This is a genomic window from Paenilisteria newyorkensis, from assembly GCF_000766145.1.
In the GTDB taxonomy this organism is placed as follows: domain Bacteria; phylum Bacillota; class Bacilli; order Lactobacillales; family Listeriaceae; genus Listeria_A; species Listeria_A newyorkensis.
Window position 1 is genome coordinate 178833 of record NZ_JNFB01000024.1, and the last position, 21814, is coordinate 200646.

Annotated in this window: 24 protein-coding genes and 1 riboswitch; of the genes, 18 read left to right on the plus strand and 6 right to left on the minus strand. The window is 43.9% G+C overall.

The window, feature by feature from the left end; genetic code table 11:
- The first annotated feature begins 1 nt into the window (after position 1).
- The 16 genes from yidA (at position 2) to EP58_RS10160 (ending at position 14278) form a co-directional block, all read left to right on the plus strand.
- Positions 2-814: a sugar-phosphatase gene (gene yidA / locus EP58_RS10090; RefSeq protein WP_036093065.1), complete on the plus strand. Its 813-nt coding sequence runs from the start codon at positions 2-4 to the stop codon at positions 812-814.
- A 9-nt stretch (positions 815-823) separates the two neighbouring features.
- The gene (locus tag EP58_RS17235) at positions 824-958 is read left to right on the plus strand and encodes a (4Fe-4S)-binding protein (RefSeq protein ID WP_077917893.1); all 135 of its coding nucleotides are present in this window, start codon (positions 824-826) and stop codon (positions 956-958) included.
- Between the two features lie 192 nt (positions 959-1150).
- Positions 1151-1426 carry a GNAT family N-acetyltransferase gene (locus EP58_RS10095; RefSeq protein WP_036093066.1) on the plus strand — a complete coding sequence of 92 codons (276 nt, stop codon included), beginning with the start codon at positions 1151-1153 and terminating at the stop codon, positions 1424-1426.
- 135 nt (positions 1427-1561) lie between these two features.
- Positions 1562-2998 carry a glycoside hydrolase family 1 protein gene (locus EP58_RS10100; protein WP_036093067.1) on the plus strand — a complete coding sequence of 479 codons (1437 nt, stop codon included), beginning with the start codon at positions 1562-1564 and terminating at the stop codon, positions 2996-2998.
- 140 nt (positions 2999-3138) lie between these two features.
- Positions 3139-3516: a hypothetical protein gene (locus tag EP58_RS10105; RefSeq protein ID WP_036093069.1), complete on the plus strand. Its 378-nt coding sequence runs from the start codon at positions 3139-3141 to the stop codon at positions 3514-3516.
- A 110-nt stretch (positions 3517-3626) separates the two neighbouring features.
- Entirely contained in the window at positions 3627-4112 is a 486-nt protein-coding gene (locus EP58_RS17025) for a VanZ family protein (protein WP_255309530.1), read from the plus strand.
- Positions 4113-4428: 316 nt separating this feature from the next.
- Entirely contained in the window at positions 4429-5502 is a 1074-nt protein-coding gene (locus tag EP58_RS10115) for a chitinase (RefSeq protein ID WP_036093070.1), read from the plus strand.
- Between the two features lie 150 nt (positions 5503-5652).
- Entirely contained in the window at positions 5653-6177 is a 525-nt protein-coding gene (locus tag EP58_RS10120) for an HdeD family acid-resistance protein (protein WP_036093072.1), read from the plus strand.
- Positions 6178-6437: 260 nt separating this feature from the next.
- Positions 6438-7238, plus strand: a complete 801-nt coding sequence (locus EP58_RS10125; RefSeq protein WP_036093073.1) for a ChbG/HpnK family deacetylase — start codon at positions 6438-6440, stop codon at positions 7236-7238.
- Entirely contained in the window at positions 7235-7648 is a 414-nt protein-coding gene (crcB, locus tag EP58_RS10130) for a fluoride efflux transporter CrcB (RefSeq protein ID WP_036093075.1), read from the plus strand. The genes EP58_RS10125 and crcB (EP58_RS10130) overlap by 4 nt, the downstream gene beginning before the upstream one ends.
- The gene (gene crcB / locus EP58_RS10135) at positions 7648-8010 is read left to right on the plus strand and encodes a fluoride efflux transporter CrcB (protein WP_036093076.1); all 363 of its coding nucleotides are present in this window, start codon (positions 7648-7650) and stop codon (positions 8008-8010) included. The genes crcB (EP58_RS10130) and crcB (EP58_RS10135) overlap by 1 nt, the downstream gene beginning before the upstream one ends.
- A 304-nt stretch (positions 8011-8314) precedes the next feature.
- Positions 8315-8359, plus strand: a riboswitch (PreQ1 riboswitch).
- Positions 8360-8369: 10 nt separating this feature from the next.
- Positions 8370-8861: a preQ(1) synthase gene (gene queF, locus EP58_RS10140; RefSeq protein ID WP_036093078.1), complete on the plus strand. Its 492-nt coding sequence runs from the start codon at positions 8370-8372 to the stop codon at positions 8859-8861.
- A gap of 6 nt (positions 8862-8867) precedes the next feature.
- Positions 8868-9542: a 7-cyano-7-deazaguanine synthase QueC gene (gene queC, locus EP58_RS10145; protein WP_036093080.1), complete on the plus strand. Its 675-nt coding sequence runs from the start codon at positions 8868-8870 to the stop codon at positions 9540-9542.
- Entirely contained in the window at positions 9539-9967 is a 429-nt protein-coding gene (gene queD / locus EP58_RS10150; RefSeq protein ID WP_036093082.1) for a 6-carboxytetrahydropterin synthase QueD, read from the plus strand. Before queC ends, queD begins: the two co-directional genes overlap by 4 nt.
- On the plus strand, positions 9964-10578 hold the full coding sequence (locus EP58_RS10155; RefSeq protein WP_036093084.1) for a 7-carboxy-7-deazaguanine synthase QueE: 615 nt from the start codon (positions 9964-9966) through the stop codon (positions 10576-10578). Before queD ends, EP58_RS10155 begins: the two co-directional genes overlap by 4 nt.
- Positions 10579-10774: 196 nt before the next feature.
- On the plus strand, positions 10775-14278 hold the full coding sequence (locus EP58_RS10160; RefSeq protein ID WP_036093085.1) for a pectate lyase-like adhesive domain-containing protein: 3504 nt from the start codon (positions 10775-10777) through the stop codon (positions 14276-14278).
- Positions 14279-14478: 200 nt separating this feature from the next.
- On the opposite strand, the gene EP58_RS10165 is transcribed toward EP58_RS10160, so the two are convergent.
- The 5 genes from EP58_RS10165 to EP58_RS10185 all read right to left on the minus strand — a co-directional run bounded on the left by EP58_RS10165 (position 14479) and on the right by EP58_RS10185 (position 19044).
- Positions 14479-15012: a hypothetical protein gene (locus EP58_RS10165; RefSeq protein WP_036093086.1), complete on the minus strand. Its 534-nt coding sequence runs from the start codon at positions 15010-15012 to the stop codon at positions 14479-14481.
- 93 nt (positions 15013-15105) lie between these two features.
- Positions 15106-15288 (minus strand): hypothetical protein, encoded by a 183-nt coding sequence (locus EP58_RS10170; RefSeq protein ID WP_036093088.1) that lies wholly within the window; start codon positions 15286-15288, stop codon positions 15106-15108.
- A 195-nt stretch (positions 15289-15483) separates the two neighbouring features.
- Complete coding sequence (locus tag EP58_RS10175) at positions 15484-16578, minus strand: sensor histidine kinase (RefSeq protein ID WP_052171431.1); 1095 nt, start codon at positions 16576-16578, stop codon at positions 15484-15486.
- Positions 16579-17250, minus strand: a complete 672-nt coding sequence (locus tag EP58_RS10180; RefSeq protein ID WP_036093090.1) for a response regulator transcription factor — start codon at positions 17248-17250, stop codon at positions 16579-16581.
- A gap of 57 nt (positions 17251-17307) precedes the next feature.
- Positions 17308-19044, minus strand: a complete 1737-nt coding sequence (locus EP58_RS10185; protein WP_036093091.1) for an ABC transporter ATP-binding protein — start codon at positions 19042-19044, stop codon at positions 17308-17310.
- Positions 19045-19378: 334 nt separating this feature from the next.
- On the opposite strand from EP58_RS10185, the gene EP58_RS10190 reads away from it, so the two are divergent.
- Positions 19379-20053, plus strand: coding sequence for a Crp/Fnr family transcriptional regulator (locus EP58_RS10190; protein ID WP_036093093.1), 675 nt, complete (start codon positions 19379-19381; stop codon positions 20051-20053).
- A 133-nt stretch (positions 20054-20186) separates the two neighbouring features.
- Positions 20187-20831 (plus strand): fructose-6-phosphate aldolase, encoded by a 645-nt coding sequence (gene fsa / locus EP58_RS10195; protein ID WP_036093095.1) that lies wholly within the window; start codon positions 20187-20189, stop codon positions 20829-20831.
- Between the two features lie 24 nt (positions 20832-20855).
- Here fsa and EP58_RS10200 read toward each other — a convergent pair whose 3' ends face one another.
- Positions 20856-21758, minus strand: coding sequence for an alpha/beta hydrolase fold domain-containing protein (locus tag EP58_RS10200; protein WP_036093096.1), 903 nt, complete (start codon positions 21756-21758; stop codon positions 20856-20858).
- Positions 21759-21814 lie beyond the last annotated feature (56 nt).

The following is a 21814-nucleotide window of genomic DNA, read 5'->3' on the forward strand; positions in this document are numbered from 1 at the left end:
GATGATAAAATTAGTAGCGATCGATATAGATGGAACATTACTCAACGATAAGCATGAAATCACGCCCGAGGTTCACGCCGCGATTCATAAAGCGAAAGCCCAAGGTGTCAAAATTGTCTTGTGTACAGGGCGCCCAATTACCGGTGTGCAGCAATATTTGTCGGACTTGGAGCTAAAGCGCGAAGGCGACTACGTGATTACGTTCAACGGTGCGATGGTGCAAGATACGTTTACAAAAGAGGTTATTTCACATTTGACGCTAGATCACGCGAATATTATGGATATTTATGCAATGAGTCGCGAACTTGGCTTGCATATGCATTTCAATGATATGAGTAATCTGTATACGCCGAATCGTGATATCGGGAAATACACGGTTTATGAGTCTTATTTGACGAACACGCCATTGTTCTACACACCGATGGATGAGGTGACCGAGGACATTATGGTTTCCAAGGCGATGTTTATCGATGAGGAAGAAATTTTGGCACCGGCTATTGCGAAAATTCCAGCGAGCTTTGGCGAAAAGTATAACTTGGTGCGGAGTTCTCCGTTCTTCTTGGAGGTTTTAAATCCTGAGGCGAGCAAGGGGAATGCGGTTCATGGTTTGGCCCAGAAGCTCGGAATCCAGCAGAGTGAGGTCATGTGTATTGGTGATCAAGAGAACGATTCGACGATGATTGAATACGCAGGTGTTGGCGTTGCAATGGAAAATGCGATTGATAAAATTAAAGCGATGGCTGATTTTATTACGCTTTCCAATGAAGAAAGTGGCGTGGCGCATGCGATCAATAAATTTGTTTTAGAAGGATAGGTGCGACTGATGAGTGATTGGATAGAGAAGGGTTATCGTGAATACCGAGGCGAGAAGATCGATGTTTATTTTAATACGGCGATTTGTGAACATGCAGCGAAATGTGTGAAGGGTGACCCGGCTGTGTTTGATACGAGTGACTAATTGCCAAACCTCAGAGGAACGAGAAGTGCTTAGTTTCTAGGCAAAAGTGAGTACCGAAGCGGAGCGTACGATTGTACATGAGCATCGGAACGGAGCTTTTAACGACGAAAATGAGTATTTCTCGTTCCTCTGATAGCCATCGCTGTCCGAGTGGTGCTCTGGAAGTATCGAGTGAAATAGGAGGTTATGATGATGGAATTTGTGAAGGGTGAGAATCGTTTTTTTAAGGAAGATGCGGACGGAAAATTGATCGCGGAAGTAACGTGGGTTCCGAGTGGGGATTCGCTTGTTATTTTGGATCATACTTTTGTTGATGAGAGCCTTCGTGGGCAAGGGATTGCGTCACAGCTCGTGGAGAAAGTGGCAGAGACAATGCGTGCAGAGGGTAAGAAAATTACAGCAACCTGCCCGTTCGCTAAAGCTGAGTTTGAGCGTAAACCCGAGAAATATGATGATGTGAAAGCCTAAAATGTGAAGCCCGTTTGCAAATCTGCGCGGGTTTTTCGTTATTTCCCGGGAAATAATGACCTTTCTGCTACCAATTTAAAAGAATATACTTTAAAATGAAGAAGAATATATTTTACCTAAATGGAGGTTTTAATAATGGAGCACAAACAACATACGGCTTTTCCGAAAGATTTTTTATGGGGTTCTGCATCAGCGGCGTATCAAATTGAGGGTGCGTGGGACGCGGATGGTAAGGGGCCTTCTGTTTGGGACAATTTTGTGAAGATTCCTGGTACGACATACGAGGGTACGAATGGTGATGTGGCGGTGGATCATTATCATCGTTATAAGGAAGACGTGAAGTTGATGGCGGATGCTGGACTGAAGGCGTACCGTTTTTCGATTGCTTGGAGCCGTATTTTCCCGACTGGTAAGGGTGAGGTGAACGAGGCTGGTTTGAAGTTCTACGATGATCTTATCGACGAGTTGTTGAAGTATGATATCGAGCCGCTTGTGACGCTTTATCATTGGGATATTCCGCAGGCGTTGATGGATGAGTACGGTGGCTGGGAATCGCGCCAAGTGGTGGAGGATTTCACGAATTATTCGGTGACGTTATTCAAGCGTTACGGAGATCGTGTGAAGTATTGGGTTTCCTTGAACGAGCAGAATATTTTTGTATCGCTTGGTTATTCGATGGCGCTTCATCCGCCGAAAGTGACGGACGACAAGCGGATGTATCAGGTAAACCATATTGCGAATTTGGCGAATGCTAGTGTTATCAATGCGTTCCATAAAATCGTGAAGGATGGAAAAATTGGACCGAGTTTTGCTTACACGCCGTATTATCCAGTTGATACGGATCCGAAAAACGTACTTGCTGCGGAAAATGCGGAAGACTTGAACGGTTATTTTTGGATGGATATTTATGCGTGGGGCGTTTATCCGAAGGCGGTTTGGCGTTACTTGGAAGAGAATGATTTGGCGCCGACGATTGAGCCTGGCGATATGGAATTGCTTGCGTCTGCGAAACCAGATTTCATGGGATTGAACTATTACCAATCTGCGACTGCGGCTCATAATCCACTGGATGGAGTTGGCCAAAGTAATACGTTCAACACGACTGGTAAAAAAGGAACGGCGGAGGAGACTGGGATTCCTGGTTTGTACAAGAAAGTGAAGAATCCTTATGTGAAAACTACGGACTGGGATTGGACGATTGATCCTGATGGGCTTCACATCGCGCTTCGTCGGATTAATAGCCGCTACCAGTTACCAATTTTGATTACGGAAAATGGTTTGGGTGCGTTTGATAAGTTGGAGGATGGCGAAGTGCATGATGCGTATCGGATTGACTATTTGAGCTCGCACGTGGGCGCTATTCAAGCGGCGATTGATGATGGTGTGGATATGCTCGGCTATTGCACGTGGTCGTTCACGGATCTTCTGAGCTGGCTGAACGGCTATCAAAAACGTTACGGTTTCGTGTATGTGGATCGTGATATTTCTGATGATGCCCCGATGACTCGGATTCCGAAAGATAGTTTTTATTGGTATAAGAAAGTGATTGAGACGAACGGGAAAGAGTTGTAATATAAAAAAGAGCCGTTTTCCATGTTAGCTTTTGCTAGGGTGGAAAACGGTTCTTTTTGACATATAGAGTTGGAAATCTAAATTGACTCGACACATAATGTGTGGTATTGTTTAATTATACGAAAAAGGAGTTGCTTGGAATGGTTAAAAATTTGAAGTATTGTATCGTTGCAGTTGTGTTTTCTATGGGTATACTTGTCCCGCTGACAGCTTATGCGGCTGTTAATAATGTATCGTATGATTTTAAGCATATGGTCGCAGTTAACGGTAAGATGAATGCGACAAAAGGGATCTTATCAGGAAGTGTGAGTAATTGGGGTAAAGATAGTTCGTTTAGTGTGAAATTATTTGAACATCGAGTAATTTTAAATGATATCTACAAAGGTGGAACTTATTTTTCTCCAACAGGGAATAAAAAGTTTTCGTATTCTGTAACTAAAGGCAAATCTTATTGTGCAGAGTTTTGGAAGAATCAAAATGGTAAATATATTAGTGGAAAAGCTAGTTTTAGCTACTGAATCTTATGTTGAAATTTATTTTTCCATTGTTAATTATGATTGTTACATTCATCTGTACTCTAATTATTTACAAGAAGACAGTAAATAAAAAAACAAATCGGGAACTTATGATGATTTCATTTTTTGCAATTTATATTATGATAGTTATTTGTCTCGTTATTTTTCCGTTACCGGTACAAAAAGAATATATATTGGATATGATTAAATATAAGCAGGGCGTGTCTAATAATATGATTCCATTTAGGGCATGGATTGACGCAATGAGTGATATAGATTATGTTGGTATACTAGGTGCTTTTTATCAACCAGTTGCGAATATAGCTTTGTTTTTCCCATTTGGATTTTATCTGCCAATTATTTTGCCAGAATTCGGATTTAAAAAAATTATCTTTATTTCATTTTTGTTTTCCTTGACTATCGAGTTAACTCAAGAGGCTATCAATTTAATTTTGGGCTTTAACTACCGCTCATTTGATGTGGATGATCTTATTTGTAACACATTTGGGGCGTTGCTTGGTTATGTATTATTCAAGTATATCGCCAAGTTTGTCACGTTTCTTAAGGCGAGGGAACAAAGAGATATTGATGCTCTTTAAAACTATGAATTGCGGTGTATTACTTCGGTTTGCACTTGAGGAAGCTGGATGCGTCTGGCTTCTTTTTTATTTGTCTAAAAGTCTGATTTCAAAAAAAGCCCAATTTTATTTTTGTTAGAATTTAAACAAATCGGACAGTCGTGAAAGCGTTGACAAGACAATCAAATCTACCAAATTGGTATAGACCCATTATAGTTTGAACCAATTATTTCCGAGGTTTACTCCTAAAGGGCACGGGTACTTGCTTAGTGTCAGGGATTATGACAAAATGCAAAAAACGCTTATTGAAAGCGTAAACAATGAGGGGGATTTACGAATGGTAGATTGGAAGAACACGAAGAAATGGGTAGCAGGCGGAGTTTTGACAGCGGCGGTGGCAGTTGGGGTTTCTTTAACGGGAGGAACACAGGCTCATGCTGCGGTTGATGATGCGACACCAATGCCTAGCATTCAAGGGAAACAGGTTTTAGTCGGTTATTGGCATAGTTGGAAATCCACGGGCAGAGATGGCTACAAGCAAGGTACCTCGGCTGATATCGCGTTGAAAGATGTGAACGCGGCGTATAATGTGGTTCCGGTCTCCTTCATGAAGGGCGATGGCGTGAATCGGATTCCGACGTTCAAGCCGGTTGGGTTAACGGATAGTGAGTTCCGCGCACAAGTTGGAGCTTTAAATAAACAAGGACGCAGCGTGTTGTTGGCGCTTGGTGGTGCAGATGGACATGTTCAACTGCAAACTGGTGACGAGCAAGCGTTTGCCAATGAAATTATTCGCCAAGTAGAGACGTACGGTTTTGACGGCTTGGATATTGATTTGGAGCAAACGGCGATTACGGCTGGGAACAACCAAACGGTGATTCCTGCGGCGCTTAAAATTGTGAAAAATCATTATGCGGCGGAAGGCAAGAACTTCCTGATTACGATGGCTCCGGAGTTTCCATATTTGAAGCCGGGCGCTGCGTATCAAAGTTACATTACATCGCTAACTGGTTACTATGACTATATCGCGCCTCAATTTTACAACCAAGGTGGCGATGGTGTCTGGGTTGACGAAACGAACCAATGGATTGCGCAGAATAATGACACGCTGAAAAAAGAGTTCATTTATTACATGGCGGATTCGCTAATTCATGGTACGCGTGGCTACTTGCAAATTCCGGCTGACAAGCTAGTTATTGGTTTACCGACGAATAATGATGCGGCGGCAGCTGGTTATGTGGTTAATCCGCAAAACGTTTTCGATGCTTTCACTATGTTGAAAAACGCGGGAACTCCGCTGAAAGGTATCATGACTTGGTCTGCAAACTGGGATGCTGGTAAGAGCAGTGCAGGCGTTTCGTATAATAACGCATTTGCGAACACGTACGGCCCATTCTTAGGCACAAAATAATAAAATGTGAGCCGAGTAGTCTTTTCGATTACTTGGCTTTTTCCTGTTTTCAGAAAAAAATGTTTGGCTTAAAAGTAGATTTAACGGTGATTCTTAGGGTATAGTAGTAAAGCAAAGGTTTTGCAATACTATCAGGGGAGGAATGGAATCATGCGTAAATTTTATTTGTATTTTATTTTAGTAATGGGACTTGTAATGATTGGACTGGGACTTTGGTTTGTATTTAATCCGAGTACGTCGCTTGCGGCTTTCACATTCGTAATCGGAATTGTGTTATTACTAAATGGTTTGAACGAGATTATTTCTTATTTCAAAGGTCGGAAGGTTTTGAAAATCTCGAACTGGATTCTTTTGGATGGTGCTCTATCGTTCCTAGCGGGGTTAATTATTCTGATTAACAACAATATTGGTGAAAAATTCATCGTGCTAATTTTCGTTATTTGGGTACTTGCTTCGGCGATTCTGAATATCGTGATGGCATTCTCGGTGAAAGGCTCAAAAGGCTGGATTTTCATCATGATTATCGGTATTATTGGTGCTTTAATCGCAATCATCTCGTTGTTTAGCTCAGCGATTGTTGCGGTAACTGTCGGCTTGATACTCGGCGCGTTCTTTATTTTCCAAGGAATTGCGTGTTTGTTACTATTTAACGGGATTCGTAAACAAATGAAATAATGGAAAAACTCCTTGTGGCGCGTTCATGAGGAGTTTTTTTGCGTGGATTGAATATCTTTTTGGTGTGTGTTAGAATTGGGGTGGAAAAGAGAGCCATGCGCTAACATGACTTCCTGGTGTAGAGCCGTTGAAAAGATGATGGCCTAATATTTGTGAAAAATCATCTACCTCCGCGGGGAAAAAGTGAGTTGGATGGTTATTTTTTGTCTTTATTTAGTGCTGTGATGAAGGTCTAGGTAGGAAGAAAGGAGTGATGGATAATGCAAAAAGTGATAGTGAACGCGGATGATTTCGGAATGTCAAAAGGGATCAATTATGGCGTTATGGAAGCGTATTTAAATGGAATTGTGAGTTCGACGTTGTTGATGCCGAATTTGGAGGCTGCGGAACATGCTGTGAAATTGGCGTCGGTGGCTTGTCCGGATTTGTTTATTGGGCAGCATACGAATTTTTTGCTCGGAAAACCGTGTTCTGATCCTGCTAAAATTCCTTCGATGGTTGATAAAAACGGGAATTTTCATCGTTCGGCGTATTATCGGAGTGGCAATGGGCATTTTGTGTATGAGGAGGTTCGTCTGGAAACGATTGCGCAGATGGAGCGGTTTCGGGAGCTGCTTGGTCATTTTCCAGAGCATATTGATTGTCACGCGGTCGGTGATGAGGTTGTGGATCAGGCGTTTTATGATATTGCGCTGGAATATGGGATACATACGACGTTGAAGTATAGCGGGGATAAGGTTTGGCCTTCGTTGCCGGGATATGTGGAGACGGGATTGCTTTTGGAGGTTAATGGATTGCCGTTTATTGAGGCTGGGACGCTGGTTGAGAATTTTTTGCGGGATGATTTTGGGTTGCTTCGGCAGGATCCGGAAAAAGTGATTGAGATGCATTTTGATGCGGGATTTTTGGATCAGTTTGTGCTTGATAATTCATCCATGACGGCGCCGAGATGTCGAGAGCTTGCGACGCTTTGTGATCCGCGGGTTCGTGCGTGGTTTGAGGAGAATGGACTGGAGCGGATTGATTTTGCGGATTTGAAATTGGGTGAGGTTAGCGAATGAAACGGTTTTTGATGATTGGCGTCGCAGGGATTGCGGGGGCGCTGTGCCGGTATTTTGTTGGAATGGGCGTCGGTGTTTTCTGGGGAACTGATTTTCCGCTGGGGACATTGCTTGTGAATTTGAGTGGGTGCTTGGTACTCGGATTTTTCACGACGTATTTGTTTCGGTTGACGATTTTGAATACGGATTTGGTGATTGCGGTTGGAACGGGATTTTTGGGCGCGTATACGACTTTTTCGACGTTTAGCTTGGAAGTTGTACGGCTTTTTGAGTCGGGAAATGCAATTTTGGCGGTTACCTATTTAGGATTTAGTTTTTTAGGCGGAAATTTGTTGGCGTGGCTAGGTTTTACGCTTGGTGAACGGCGATTCGTGCGCAAAAGAGAAGCGGTCAAGGAGGGCGATTTGTGATGTGGATGGACGTGATTTCCATTGCGATTGGTGCTTTCTTTGGGGCAAATGCGCGATATTGGCTGTCGACTTGGATAAAGCGCCGTGTAAAATGGGATTTTCCGATTGCAACGTTGATTATTAACTTGTCGGGAGCGTTTGTGCTTGGCTTTGTTGTACAGTTGCAGTTGTCGTTTGACTGGAATCTGCTTGCAACGACGGGATTTTTAGGAGCATTTACAACTTTTTCGACGTTTAAATTGGAAAGTGTGCAGTTACACGCCGAGCGCAAATGGAAAAAAGTGATTTTGTATCAAATCGTGACGTATTCGGCGGGACTCGCGCTGGTCGTTGCGGGAATGTTTTTAGGTTCGCTATTATAACAAAGAAGTGTGCGCTATTCGTCATCTTAGCGCACACTTCTTTGACTATTCCCAAAAACTGTGTTAATTTCTAAAAGAAGCTAAGACGAGTGGCTAAGCATGACGTGACGCAGAATTAGGTTTTTACCTTAGGGTAGGACGAAAAATTCTGCTTCACACAAATTGAGCGAAAGCGTTTGTATTCAGGAGATTCGGTGGAAGCCGGAAGCGGAGTGTACGACTGTACATGAGAACCGGAAGTCCGCCGAATCTCCTGAATGCGAGCGCTTGCCGCCGATTTACATCGTGTAGGCACAAGTTTAAAGTTTCCGTGGTTCGGGACAATCCCACGTAAAAAAACTAAGGAGTGAGAAGTAAATATGAGAAACCAAGATGAACTGGCTGGTGTCACACATTTAGGAAATCAGGGGACGGAGTATCGGATGGATTACGCGCCGGAAGTGTTGGAAGCATTTCCGAATAAGCATCCGGATAATGATTACTTTGTGAAATTTAATTGCCCTGAGTTTACGAGTCTTTGTCCGATGACTGGGCAGCCTGACTTTGCGACGATTTATATTTCCTATGTGCCTGGCGAAATGATGGTTGAAAGTAAGTCACTGAAGCTTTATTTGTTTAGTTTTCGAAACCATGGCGATTTTCATGAGGATTGTATCAATATCATAATGAAGGATTTGATCGAGCTTATGGGGCCAAAATACATTGAAGTATGGGGGAAATTCACGCCGCGTGGTGGGATTTCGATTGATCCGTATGCGAATTATGGCAAACCTGACTCGCGCTTTGAAGAAGTTGCGATGCATCGCCTAATGAATCATGATATGTACCCTGAAAAAGTGGATAATCGGTAGGAGGAAATGAAAATGACAAATAAAAAAGCGTTAGTGGTTTTTTCTGGTGGGCAAGATTCGACGACTTGTTTGTTTCAGGCGATTCAGGATTATGGGAAAGAGAATGTCGAGGTTATCACGTTTTTCTATGGTCAGCGGCATGTGATTGAGCTTGAGAAGGCGAAATGGATTGTGCAGGATTTGAATGTGAAGCAGACGGTGATTGATACGTCGGTTATAAAACAAACGACAAATAATGCGTTGATGGATGAGTCGATGGAGATTTCGCAAGGGGAATCGGAGGAGTATCCGAATACGTTTGTAGATGGGCGTAATGCGCTGTTCTTGTTGCTCGCGGGGACGTATGCGAAGGGGCAGGGCATTACGGATATTATTATTGGTGTATGTGAAACGGACTTTAGTGGGTATCCTGATTGCCGCGATGTGTTTGTGAAATCGATGAACGTGACGCTGAATTTGGCGATGGATTATCCTTTTGTGGTGAAGACGCCGTTGATGTATTTGACGAAGGCGGAAACGTGGAGATTAGCGGATGAGCTGGGACGGCTGGACTATGTTCGGGAGCATACGCATACGTGTTATATGGGCGTGGAAGGCGGATGTGGCGAGTGCCCGAGTTGTGAGTTGCGGGAGAAGGGCTTGACGGAGTACTTGGAGCAGAAGGCTGGAAGCGCGATATGATGCGGATTGCGAAGGAGTTTACGTTCGATATGGCGCACATGTTGGATGGGCATGACGGGAAATGTCATCATTTGCATGGTCATACGTATACGCTGCAGGTGGAAGTGGCTGGTGACTTGATTGCGGATGGTTCGAAGGCTGGGATGGTGCTGGATTACGGCGATATCAAGCGGATCGTGAAGGAGCACGTGACGGCGAAATTGGATCATGCTTTTGCTTATTTTGAGGAAAATGAGAACGAGTGCCGCATTGCAAAATTACTGCAAGAGATGGATCGCAAAACGGTTGCGCTGCCTTGCCGGACGACTGCGGAGGGAATGGCGATGGTGATTTTTGATTGGTTAGTGCCGTATTTGCCCGTTTCTGCGATTCGACTTGGTGAGACGCCGACTTCTTTTTGTGAGTATAGAGGTGAACGGGCATGATGGACCGCGAGTATCGAATTGTGGAGATTTTTGAGACGATGCAGGGTGAGGGTTATAATACGGGGATGCCGAGCGTTTTTATTCGTTTTGGCCGGTGTAACTTGGATTGCCCGTGGTGTGATACGAATTATAATGAGTTCGAGATGATGACGGGCCAGCAGATTTTGGACGAGGTGCATAAATATACGGCGCGAAATATTGTTATAACTGGTGGTGAGCCAACGATTCAACGCGGGATTGAGGAGCTTTTGCAAGTTTTGAAGGCGGAGGGTTACTATTTGGCGATTGAGACGAATGGCTTGAAGGAAGTGCCGGTGGAGATTGATTATGTGGCTACGAGTCCGAAACGTTTATACAGTAAAATGTATGAGAAGCGTCATTTATCGCGCGCGGATGAGGTTCGGATAGTTGTGGATGGCGATATTCAGGAATTTTGTGCGCAGATTGAGGTGTTGATTCCTGCGAAACGGTATTATTTATCGCCGTGTGAAGAGGATGGCGGATTTAATATGTTGGAGACGATTAGCCAGCTTGGAAAATTGAATGCGGAGCGTGGCGAGGATAAGTGGTCGCTCAGTATTCAGACGCATAAATTGGCGGGGATTGAATAGTTTAATAGAAGAAATGGAGCTTATCTTGTAAATTTGCGTTTACAGGATAAGTTTTTTTGTGGCGTCATTTATTCCTCGGCGGTAGAAATTTTTGATAAAAGGCCGTTTTTTCGTGTGTTGGCATGTAGTATAGAAGTGTAGCTAGATTAATGGACGTGGACGTGTGCCTTTACGAGATACGAGAGGAGTTTTTTATATGATGAAAAAAAGAATGAAGATGCCAATTGTTATTCTTCTGATTTTTACGATTACGATGATTGGACCGATAAATAGTGCGGGTCTTGGTAATTGGTTTTCGACTGAAGTTTCGGCTGGAACTGGTTTGTCGCTTGTTGTGGATAAGCCAAAGCAGACGGAGAATCGCCAGTTTAGTTTGACTGTAAAAGACGATACGGCGCTGAGTTATTCGGATGATCCGCCGAGTGATGAGGAGACGGTGAATGCGGTTTCTATCGCGATTCCGGTTGGGATGATTTTGGATTTGGCGGCGACGCAGGAGCATAATGCTGCGAAAAATGCGGGTACGCTTGATTTTGATGAGGAGTCTGGGATTGCTCGGGTGACTTGGAATAGTGAAGCGACGGAGCATGTGTATGATTTACTTTTGACGGCTGAAAAGGCGCAGAGTTATGCGCTTCAGGCTGTGAGATATGATGCGAGTGGAAATGAAGTGAAGTCGGATGTGGTGACGATTGACGCCGAGCGGGAACAAGTGGAAGAAGTCACGCCGAAAGTAGAGGAAGAGAAGACGGTGGCACCGCCGAGCCCGCAAGTGATGCCAAGAGTTGCGGACGAACTGGTTACTTTTGCGGATGTTATAGATCCAAGCGTTGCCAATGTGAGTACGTTGACGGAGTTTCATAATGCGATGATGAATAAGGATATCGCGACAATTAATGTTTTAGCGGATATTAATTATGCGGCGTTTTCTGCGGCGGATGCGAGCCCGACGAATACGGGTGCTTATTATCAAAGGATGCCGGAACGTCCGTTTACGATAAATGGGAATGGGCATACGATTGATTTTAGAAACCAGTCTTATGCGCCTTACGATACGTATTCTTTGCCAAAAGTGGTGACGTTTAATGATTTGAATACGTATGGGAAAAATTATTATGGTTTTTATACTGATAATTCGGCTGGTGGAACGAATGCTACGAATACGATTGTTTATAATAACGTGAATTACCGTGGTTCTCAAGCGATTCATGCCCCAGCGACAACGACTAAAATTTCTGGAAAATCATCTTTTGCGCAGACGAATAGTTATGTGAGCCCTTTTGATGGTGTGAGTTATACGACGCTTGCGAATCAGACGACGTTTGCGGTTGGTGATATGAATATAATGCAAGGCGCGGATGTGAAGGTGACGAATGAATCTAGTGGCGCGATGTATATTTATACAGGTGGAACGGTAGATATTGCGGAGAACTCGGTTTTGGACATTTATACGTCCGGAACGAATTCTACGGTCGCGGATGGTGCGGTTTCAGGAATCACTAGTTATGGAAATATTAACGTACGTGATGGCGCGACGCTGAAGATGGATAATGCGGTTCCATCCTCGGGGACTGCGGTTGGCGGGATTTGGATGAACGCTGGTACGTTTAGTGTTTCTAATAACGCAAAAGTGGATATTAAGGCTCGTGGCGCGATGTATTATGGTAGCCCGTTCTATATTAATGGTGCGGGAACTTTGAATGTTAGCGATAATGCGGAGTTTAAGCTCGAAGCGACGGATACTGGGACTTCTACGCAGGATGTTTTTAGTACGGGAACTGGTACGATTTTGATTGGCAAGGATGGCGTGTTTGATGTCAGCTCGGATGGGACTGGGGCTAAGAACTTGGTTTATCTGCGTGGGACTTCAAAATTCCAATTTGCGAACGCGAAACGTGTTGATCTTAGGTTTAATAATGTGAATTCGGCTGCTGGTGCTCGTTTGTTGCGGATGTCGGGGAACTTGGATGTGGATGTTCAGTCGATTCAGGCTTGGAATACGAAGGCTTGGACGGATGGCATGGATGATAATTCTAGTTTTCTTTGGAATCCGATGTTTCAGGTTAAGGTGACGTATAGTGCGGCGAACGTAACGGCTGCAACGGGTCAATCGGTAAATGCGGCGACGAAAAATAGTTTTACGACGAACTTTAGAACGCAGAATTTCAAGCGTGTCCTTTTTGAAGGGATTCCGGATGTGGATGTGACGATTGGGAATTTGAGTGATAATGTGGAGCGTGAAAACAGTCGGGTGATTACTGGGAAGGCGAATCCGGGTGCTTCGGTGCAACTTTCTGGTGACCCTGCGATTCCTGTTGGGACGCTGGATTCACCGAATGAGGAAGATAAGACGACGAAGTTTCATTTGATTGCGGATAATGACGGGAATTATCGTTATGAGTTGCCTGCGGGGACGTTTTTGACGGCTGGTAATACGGTGCAGATTTATGCTTTCTTGAACGGGAAGGATGCTTCGGCGCAAACGGTTGTTCAAGATGGTACGGCTCCTGAGGTACCAGTTTTGGCCGCGATTAAAGATGTGGATGCGGTGATTAGTGGGCAAGCGGAGGTTGGAACGACGGTTACGATTTACGACGCGGAGGATGATAGTGCGTTTGTGAGTGGTGTGACGAACGGGACGGGGAATTTTGCGATAACGGTTCCTGCTGAGAAACGCCCGATGACGCCGAACACAGTGTATTACGCGGTGGCGAAGGATGCGACTGGGAATACGAGTATCATGTCTAATCAGATGACTGTTGTGGATACAACGGCTCCGACGGCGGACGTGATTAGGCAGTTTGTAACGCTTGGTGATAAGTTCACGACGAATCCGAAGAATCTTGTGGAAAATGTGACGGATAACGCTGGAAACGGCGATGATAATATTAGTTATGCGATTACAGAAGTGCCTGATGTTTCTAAAATTGGCTACACGACGGCGACGGTGACGTTGACGGATAATGCTGGGAATGCTGCGGATTTTGTGATTCCGGTTTTTGTGCAAAATGATAGCTCGATTAAAGATGAGAATTCTTTCTTGCATGCGAACGATTTCATAGTAGCGACGGCGGACGTGCCAGGAACACCGGCTGCTTTGAAGGACATGGTTTTAGAAATGGCGAATGTGCAGGCGTACTTTATTCCAACGGGTGAGAGTGTGATGGCGTTTGTTCAGGTAACTGGATATGAGGCGATTACATCGACACCTGGAAAATATCAAGTGAAGGTGACGTTGGGTGAGTTAGAGCGTGAGATTACGGTCACGGTTCTGGCTGGAACGTTACAATTTAAATCAGCGACACCGGAAATTTCATTTGGAACGGCGGCTATTAGTTCACGTGAACAGTTTTTGAAGCCGCAAGATGATGTGAAGTTGACGGTTGAAGATACGCGTTCGGAAGGGACTAATTGGAAACTGACGGCGCAACTGGATTCTCCGCTCGCAACGGCGGATGGTGAGGAATTGATCAATAGCTTGTTTGTTCGAAATCAGCAAGACGGGAATGTGATTATGACACCGCTAAATGGCGTGGCGAATGAGTTTTTCTCAAATACGTCAGGTTCAGACGGTGTGACGGAGATTGATTTAAATACGGCGGATGCTTCTGAGTTAGTCTTGAATGTTCGTCCAGGAACGGCGCGTGCGAATAAGGAATATAGCACAACGATTCATTGGACATTGGAAGATACGCCTTGATATAGATTAGAAAAAATAGGATGTGTCGTACAGAGACCATGTGGTATGAGCGCATTCGCAAGAGAAATAGTATAACATCAAATCGTAACTAAAAATAATAGACGAGGCCATGAGTTAGGCCTCGTCTATTATTTTTAGTATGTTTTCTAACGAATGCTATATGAAATAAGAAGACAGAACACGCAAATCTAGATTATTATTTAATAAGTACGATAGAGTTCTTTGATAGCTCCTGTTACAACGCCTGGATTGTTCGCAGCACTAGCAAAAAGTAGCGATTTGTTCTGCGATAAATCTAATGTCTTTAGAGCGTTATTATCAAGAGATAGCATAGATAGCTGATTGTTTTTGGACAAGTCAATTGTCTCTATTTTGTTATTATATGCCCAAAGTGTTTGCAACTGTTTGTTAGATGTTGTGTCCAAGCTTGTTAATAGATTGTTGTCCACAGTAATAGAAGTTAGCTCGCTGTTCTTAGAAAAATCAAGCGTTCTCAAACGGTTAGAGCTTGCTTGTAATGATTTTAATTTTGCGTTGTTTGTAAGATCTAACGCTCTTAGCAAATTATTATTGATGGATAGACTTACTAGATTTTCATTAGCACTTACATTGAGTTTTGTCATTTGACCATTTACTAATGCAAGGTGTTCTAGTTTTGTATTCGCGCTTAGGTCAATAGATTTAACACTACCACCAGCATAGAATAACTGTTTTAAGTTGACTAGCTGATTCACACCTTTGAATGTTGTAACATCGGACTTTATAACTAGGCTTGTAATTTTAGCTGCATCCTCAGCAGTGAAGCGGTCTTCTGTTGTTTTGCCTAACTATAATGCAATATCACTAGCTAATAATGGATGGAAAGCGTTCTTGATTTTAGGTGTTGCTTTTGCACTCGTTGCCTCGCTAACCATGTTTTCTGTGGATGATGCACTTGTTTGTGGTATCATTATTCCGCTTAGACCAATGGTGCATATGGTTATTGCTGCAAATTTTGTTGTTAACTTCATGTTTTTAGTCTCCTTCTCTTTTTTTGATTTGCATGTGTATTCTGCTAAGTAACAACTAGCCTTCGTTATATTAACTTTATCATCCATATATTAACTGGATATCTTGAAAAGATTAAATGTTTATTAAAAGCCGATCGATAAAAGTAGGATAACGTAAAAAGAGCTAACCGATTTCAGGCTAGCCAAGGAGTCTAATTAAATTAGGTCTAAATTCTGAGCTCGCAGCGCATACTGTTTGTTTAAATTCGAGAGTTGTATTGTTATTTTGGTTCCGTATCCTTCGCTGCTATCAATGGCAATCGTCATGTCATGTAGGTCGGCAATTCGTTTTACAATTGAGAGTCCGAGTCCACTGCCGCCGATTTTGGCTTGGCGAGAGAGGTCGGCTTTGTAAAATCGTTCAAAGATGCGTAATTGGTCTTCTTGGGAAATGCCGATGCCGCTGTCTTGGATGGTGATTTCGGTTTGGTCGTCTTTATTTTTGGCGAGTGTGACTTGGATTGTGCCTTTTTCTGGTGTGAATTTGATCGCGTTATGAAAAAGGTTTTGCCAAACTTGGTAGAGTAGGGATTCGTCGCCGTAGATTTTGGTTGGTGTGAGGTCTACGATGACGTCTAGTTGCTTGTTTTGCCACTGGGGTTCGGCGGTTAGAATCATGTCGCGGATTTGATAGTCTAGCCGGAACTCGGTGGGGTTTAGTTTGTAGTCGTTTTTTTCTAGGGCGGTTAATTTGAGTAGGTTCTCGCTGATTTTGGAGAGTCTGCTTGTTTCTGCTTGAATGATTTCTAGGTAATGGGTGCGTTTTTCGGTGCTTAGGTTGTTGTCTTGGAGCAGTTTGGTGAAGCCGGAAATCGATGTGAGTGGTGATTGGATTTCGTGGGAAACGTTGGCGATGAAGTCTTGCCGCAGTGTTTCCATTTCGCCGAGTTGTTCTGCCATTTTTTCGACTTGAAAAACGGTGTCGCGGATATTACCGTCGTCCATGCGTTGCAAAGGGATTAATAGCTCGCTGACTTGAAAATTACCGCGTCCAATTTCTTCTAGGACGGAGCGGAAAATTTTGAAATAGGTTCTTTCGTGTCGGAAAAAGAAGCGGCTGAGGATGAATCCGATACAAACCATGATAATGATGCCGCCAGCCGCGATGACTGCTTGTTCCCAGATGGTTGGCCAAGAGAAATGGATGGTTGTTTTTAGCCAAGTGAAAACGGTGTAGGAGGCAAGGTTGGATAGGACGAAAAAAATGCCGACCAGGATGCTACTGCCAATTCTTTTGAGTGTTTTTATCATTTAGGCTTCCTCCAAGCGATAGCCGAGTCCGCGAATGGTGCGGATTGAAAAACCGGAGATGTCGGTTGGGAATTTTTCGCGAAGGCGTTTGATGTGGACGTCCACTGTGCGTTCGTCGCCTTCGTAATCGTAGCCCCAGATTTCTTCGATGAGTTGCTCGCGAGAAAATGTTTTATCGGGATAGCCGGCGAGTCGGAATAGGAGTTGAAATTCCTTGAGTGGTAGCGTGATGGCGCGGTTTTGAAGCATGACGAGCATCTCTTTTTCGTTGAGGGAGATGTTGCCTATGCGGATTTCTTGGGTTGCTAGGATTTGATAGCGCTTCAGAAGGACGCGGATTCTTGCTACGAGTTCTTCTGGGGCGAATGGTTTGACGACGTAATCATCGGCGCCGAGGCTGAACCCTTTGATTTTCTGCTCGATTTCGCCACGTGCGGTTAAGAAAATGACGGGAATTTCTTGAAAATTTTTGATTGCGCTGCATAGTTCCCAGCCGTCCATGTTCGGCATCATAATATCGATAATCGCTAAATCGACCGTCGTTTTTTCAAGGACGGCGAGCGCGTCAACGCCATCTTCTGCATTGAAAACGGTGAAGCCTTCTTTTTCTAGAAAAATGGTGACGAGTTCGCGAATGTTGCTATCGTCATCTACCATCAAAATGCGGTTCATTGTTTCCACCTCCGAATTGTAGCGATATTTCCCGGGAAATATCGCTACTTTTTTCAATTAAGTCAACTGCTGCTCTGCGAATGTTGCGTATAGTGGGTGACTGGCAACGAGTTCGCTATGTGTTCCGCGGCCTGTGATTTCGCCGTGTTCGATAAATAGGATTTGATTCGCGTTCACAATCGTGGATAGGCGATGGGCAATCACGAATGTTGTCCGACCTTCCATCAAGTTCGCCAAGGCTTGTTGGACAATGCGTTCAGATTGGCTGTCAAGGCTAGCTGTTGCTTCGTCTAGCATCAAGATTTTTGGATCGCGAAGGAACGCTCGTGCAATCGCGATGCGTTGACGCTGACCACCGGAAAGTTTCACCCCACGTTCGCCGACTTCGGTATCTAGTTGATTTGGCAGTTTTGCAATGAAGGTGTCGGCGTAGGCTAGTTTTGTAACGGCCCACAGGTCATCGTCGCTGAATTCTTTATCTAAACCATAACATAAATTGTCGCGAATTGTGCCGGATAGCATCGCGCTTTCTTGGGAAACATAGCCGATTTGACTGCGCCATGAATGAATCGAAATCTCGTTCAAAGGTTGCCCGCCAATCAGGATTTCACCGGAATTCGTCTTGTAGTAGCGCTCAAGAATGGCGAATAGGGTCGATTTACCGCCACCACTTGGCCCTGCGAACGCAATAACTTCGCCAGGTCTTGTCTCAAATGAGATATCTTGCAAAATTGGCTCATCTTCATTATAGGAGAAAAAGAGATTATTTGCAGTAATTTTCTTGCCGCTAACATCGACTTTGGCGCCGTCATAAATGTTTTCTTCTTCATGTTCCAAAATTTCGGAGATGCGTTCTGTGGCACCTTTTGATTTTTGGAGTTGGGTGAAGAAGGTGACGAAAGATGTGACGGGAACGATAATTTGGAATAGGTAAAGTAGGAACGCAATCAGTGTACCGGTGGAAAGTGTGCCGGCTGAGACGCGGATACCGCCGTAGCCGATGATTCCGACGATGACACCCATCACGACGAAGAGCATCAAGGGGCCGATAACGGCTGTTACTTTTGCTTCACGGACGCCGAATCTTAGTAGGCGCGTGATGCCGGATGTGCCGTCGCTGATTTCTTTTGCCTCTGCGTTAGACGACTTAACAAGGCGTACTTCGGATAATGTTTGGCTGATAGAACCCGTGAAGTCGGCGGTTTCTTTTTGCATGCCTCGGGATATTTTGAACATTTTTTGACCGAGTGGTGCGATGATGACTGCTGTGATTGGAACGGCGACGATGAGTAGCAATGTCATTTTCCAATCCATAACGAATAGGATGGTGATGGCGCCGATAACGGAGATGACGCCGGTTACGAACTGCGGCAGGCTGTCGGCGATGAGCTCTTTGATGACCACGGTATCGTTAATCATTCGGCTGACCATTTCACCAGACTTGGTATTATCAAAATACGATACTGGCAAATTGAGCGTTTTTTTCCATAGTTTCTCACGCATCGACGCGACCATTTTTTGGCCCATTAAGTTGAGTAGAAAAATCGCAAAACCGTTTGTCACGGCTTGGAGGATAAAGACGGCGACGATGGTTACGATCATTTGCCAGCTCAGTGAGGATGGCGAAAAACCGTCGATCAGATTTTTGGTGAACAGCGGGATTAGGAGTCCTGCCGCGGTTGTGACTAAACTTGCTAAAAAGCCGCCGATGATGACTGCTTTTGACGGTCTAGTGGAAATGAGTAGTTGGAAAAACTGTTTCCAGCTATAGGATGACTTGGCTTTCTTTTTCATGTTTTTTCCATTCCTTTCGATGTTACGATATCTTTGTGAGGTTTCCCTCCTGCCACTCTAATATAAAGCATGATTGTGAATGGAATATGAACAACGGTTAATGTGATAAAAGCTACATTTATTATACAGTTTCATAATTGTTAAAAAACTGAACTAAAATTCCTGTTTTGGGATTTTATCGTGTATATAATTTACGATTTAGGCTTTAAAATCGTATTTTTAATGACCAATGTGTCTAAAATATAAACTTTTCGACGGTAATATAGTAGTCATTTTTAGTTATCATATGTTATAATTCAGAGATACATCGATTGGAAAGTGAGAAGGAGAGCCTATGCTATTTCTAAAAGAAGGAAAATCAAGTATTACTGTAACGAAATTAATAGAGTACTGTTTTGAGCATCCGGATTATAATAAGTATTGTTCTGTAAGCCGTACGAAAAAAGGCGATATTTTACGGAATAAGCAAGACAAAGAATTCAAAATATACTTTATTTTGAGTGGTATCTATGGCGTGGTGATACAAGATGAGAAGCCAAAGGGCGGTATTACGCGTTTCATAGGGAAGCACGATTGTTTTGGACTGCACCATATTTATTATGATACTTGGAAGCCGAGCCAAAAGTTGCTAAGCTTAGGACATGGCGAAATTATGGAAGTGGATAGTACATTCTTGTTTTCAATTTTGGATGAACACGAACAGGAAGGCACGTTTTTCATGGCGCAGTGTTTGGCGGAAGAGCTACAGGAATACCAATTTTTCTGCAAGCTGACTTTTTTGAAGAAGGAAGAGCGGATTAGGAAGGTACTTCTGAAAACGGGGCTTGAGCTGGGCACGGAGACTGACGACGGGATTATTTTGCCGAGACAACTCACGCAAGAAATTTTGGGAAGATATACGAATACGTCGCGTGAATATGTGGCGCATACGGTGATGAGTCTGATTGAGGCGGGAATTCTCCGCAATCGGCCGAAGCCATTACTTATTGTAGATAAGGATAGATTATAGAACAATGCTAGGCATGACGCGAATGTTGTGCCTATTTTTTGTGGAAAAGGCAGTTCATGAGACATTTAGTGGCAAAAGGTATACAATGAGGTGGAAGTTATGAAAGCGTTTAACGCGTATGAGGAGGATGAACATGAAATTTTTTATTGATACTGCAAATGTAGAGGAGATCCGGAAGGCGAACCGAATGGGATTCATTGCTGGGGTGACAACGAACCCGTCATTGATAGCGAAGGAAGGTCGGGATTTTAACCAGGTCATCGAGGAAATTACGTCGATTGTGGACGGGCCAATCAGTGGTGAAGTCGTGAGTTTGGAAGCAGAAAAAATGATTGAAGAAGGTCGCGTGATTGCGAAAATCCATCCGAATATGGTCGTTAAGATTCCGATGACGGGTGAGGGTTTGGCTGCGGTCGCGGTGTTAAATAAGGAAGGTATCAAGACGAACGTGACGCTAGTTTTCTCGGCAGCGCAGGCTTTACTTGCGGCACGAGCGGGTGCTACATATGTTTCGCCGTTTTTAGGACGCTTGGATGATATCGGTTCGGATGGCTTGATTTTGATTCGCGACATTGCGGAAATTTTTGAAGTGCATGATATTGATACGGAGATTATTTCGGCGAGTGTGCGTCATCCGATTCACGTGATTGAGTGCGCGCGTGCGGGTGCGGATATTGCGACGATACCGTTTAAAGTGTATGAGCAAATGTTGAAGCATCCGCTGACTGATTCGGGTATTGAGAAATTCTTGGCGGATTGGGAAGCGACGCAGAAATAATAAGGAAACGAAGAACAAGCCATTCTAAATTTGTGGCTTGTTCTTTGTTTTGAGCTGAGAAATAATTTTGCGACGGGCATCTTCACCTTCTGGAATAGGATAGATCGGGAAGATATGTGGATAATCTGGGTACTCGTAGTAAGTGGTGTTTTCCTTGTGCTTCTCGGCGAAAAGGCGTGTGTCGGGATTCGTTAAATCACCTGTACTGCTAAAAATAACGCGGGGTGCTGTGTGGGTGAAATCACCGAAAAATGGGCTGATAATGGGACTTTGCAAAGTGTGCGTACCGCGATACCATTCTCCGATTTCTTTTAGCGCGGGAGTGCCGACGATGTAGTCTTTTGCTTCAATTGCAGCGATGTCAGGATTTGAGAATGTGAGATCGACGACTGGTGAGATGGCAATGATTTGTTTTGGTTGCGGTAAACCTAGTGTTTTCAGGTATATGCTAAAGGCCAGCGCCAAGTTGCCACCTGCTGAGTCGCCCATGATGGTGATTGCTTCGGGTTGTTGCTGTTGAGTGCTATTTTTATAGATGGTCGTGAGGTATTGCATGACGGTATCGACATTGTGATTGGGTGCTAGTGGGTAAAGTGGGACGATGACTTTGCTGTTCGTTTCGTCGACTAATAATTGGATGAAGTCCCAGTGTAAAGAGCTGATGGGAAGCACGAAGCCTCCGCCTGCAAGATAAATAATGAGATTTTTCGCATCGGATTTTGGGGAGACTTCATAGAGATCGAACCCTTCTATTTGATGGGAAGTTACCGCGCAAGATTCGCGTAATTTTTTGGATGGAAGGGCTATTTTGCTTTGTTTTTTTGCGATTGTGGTTTTTAGTGCAGAGCCTTTTAAGTACCAGAGTTTGTTTATTTTGCCTACTTTTGCGATGGTTTGGATCATTTTTAGTTGGATGCTGGTTTTCATTGGGTGACGCTCCTTTAAATGTTTGGTAGTTAGTATAGCATGCGTGGTAGAATAGA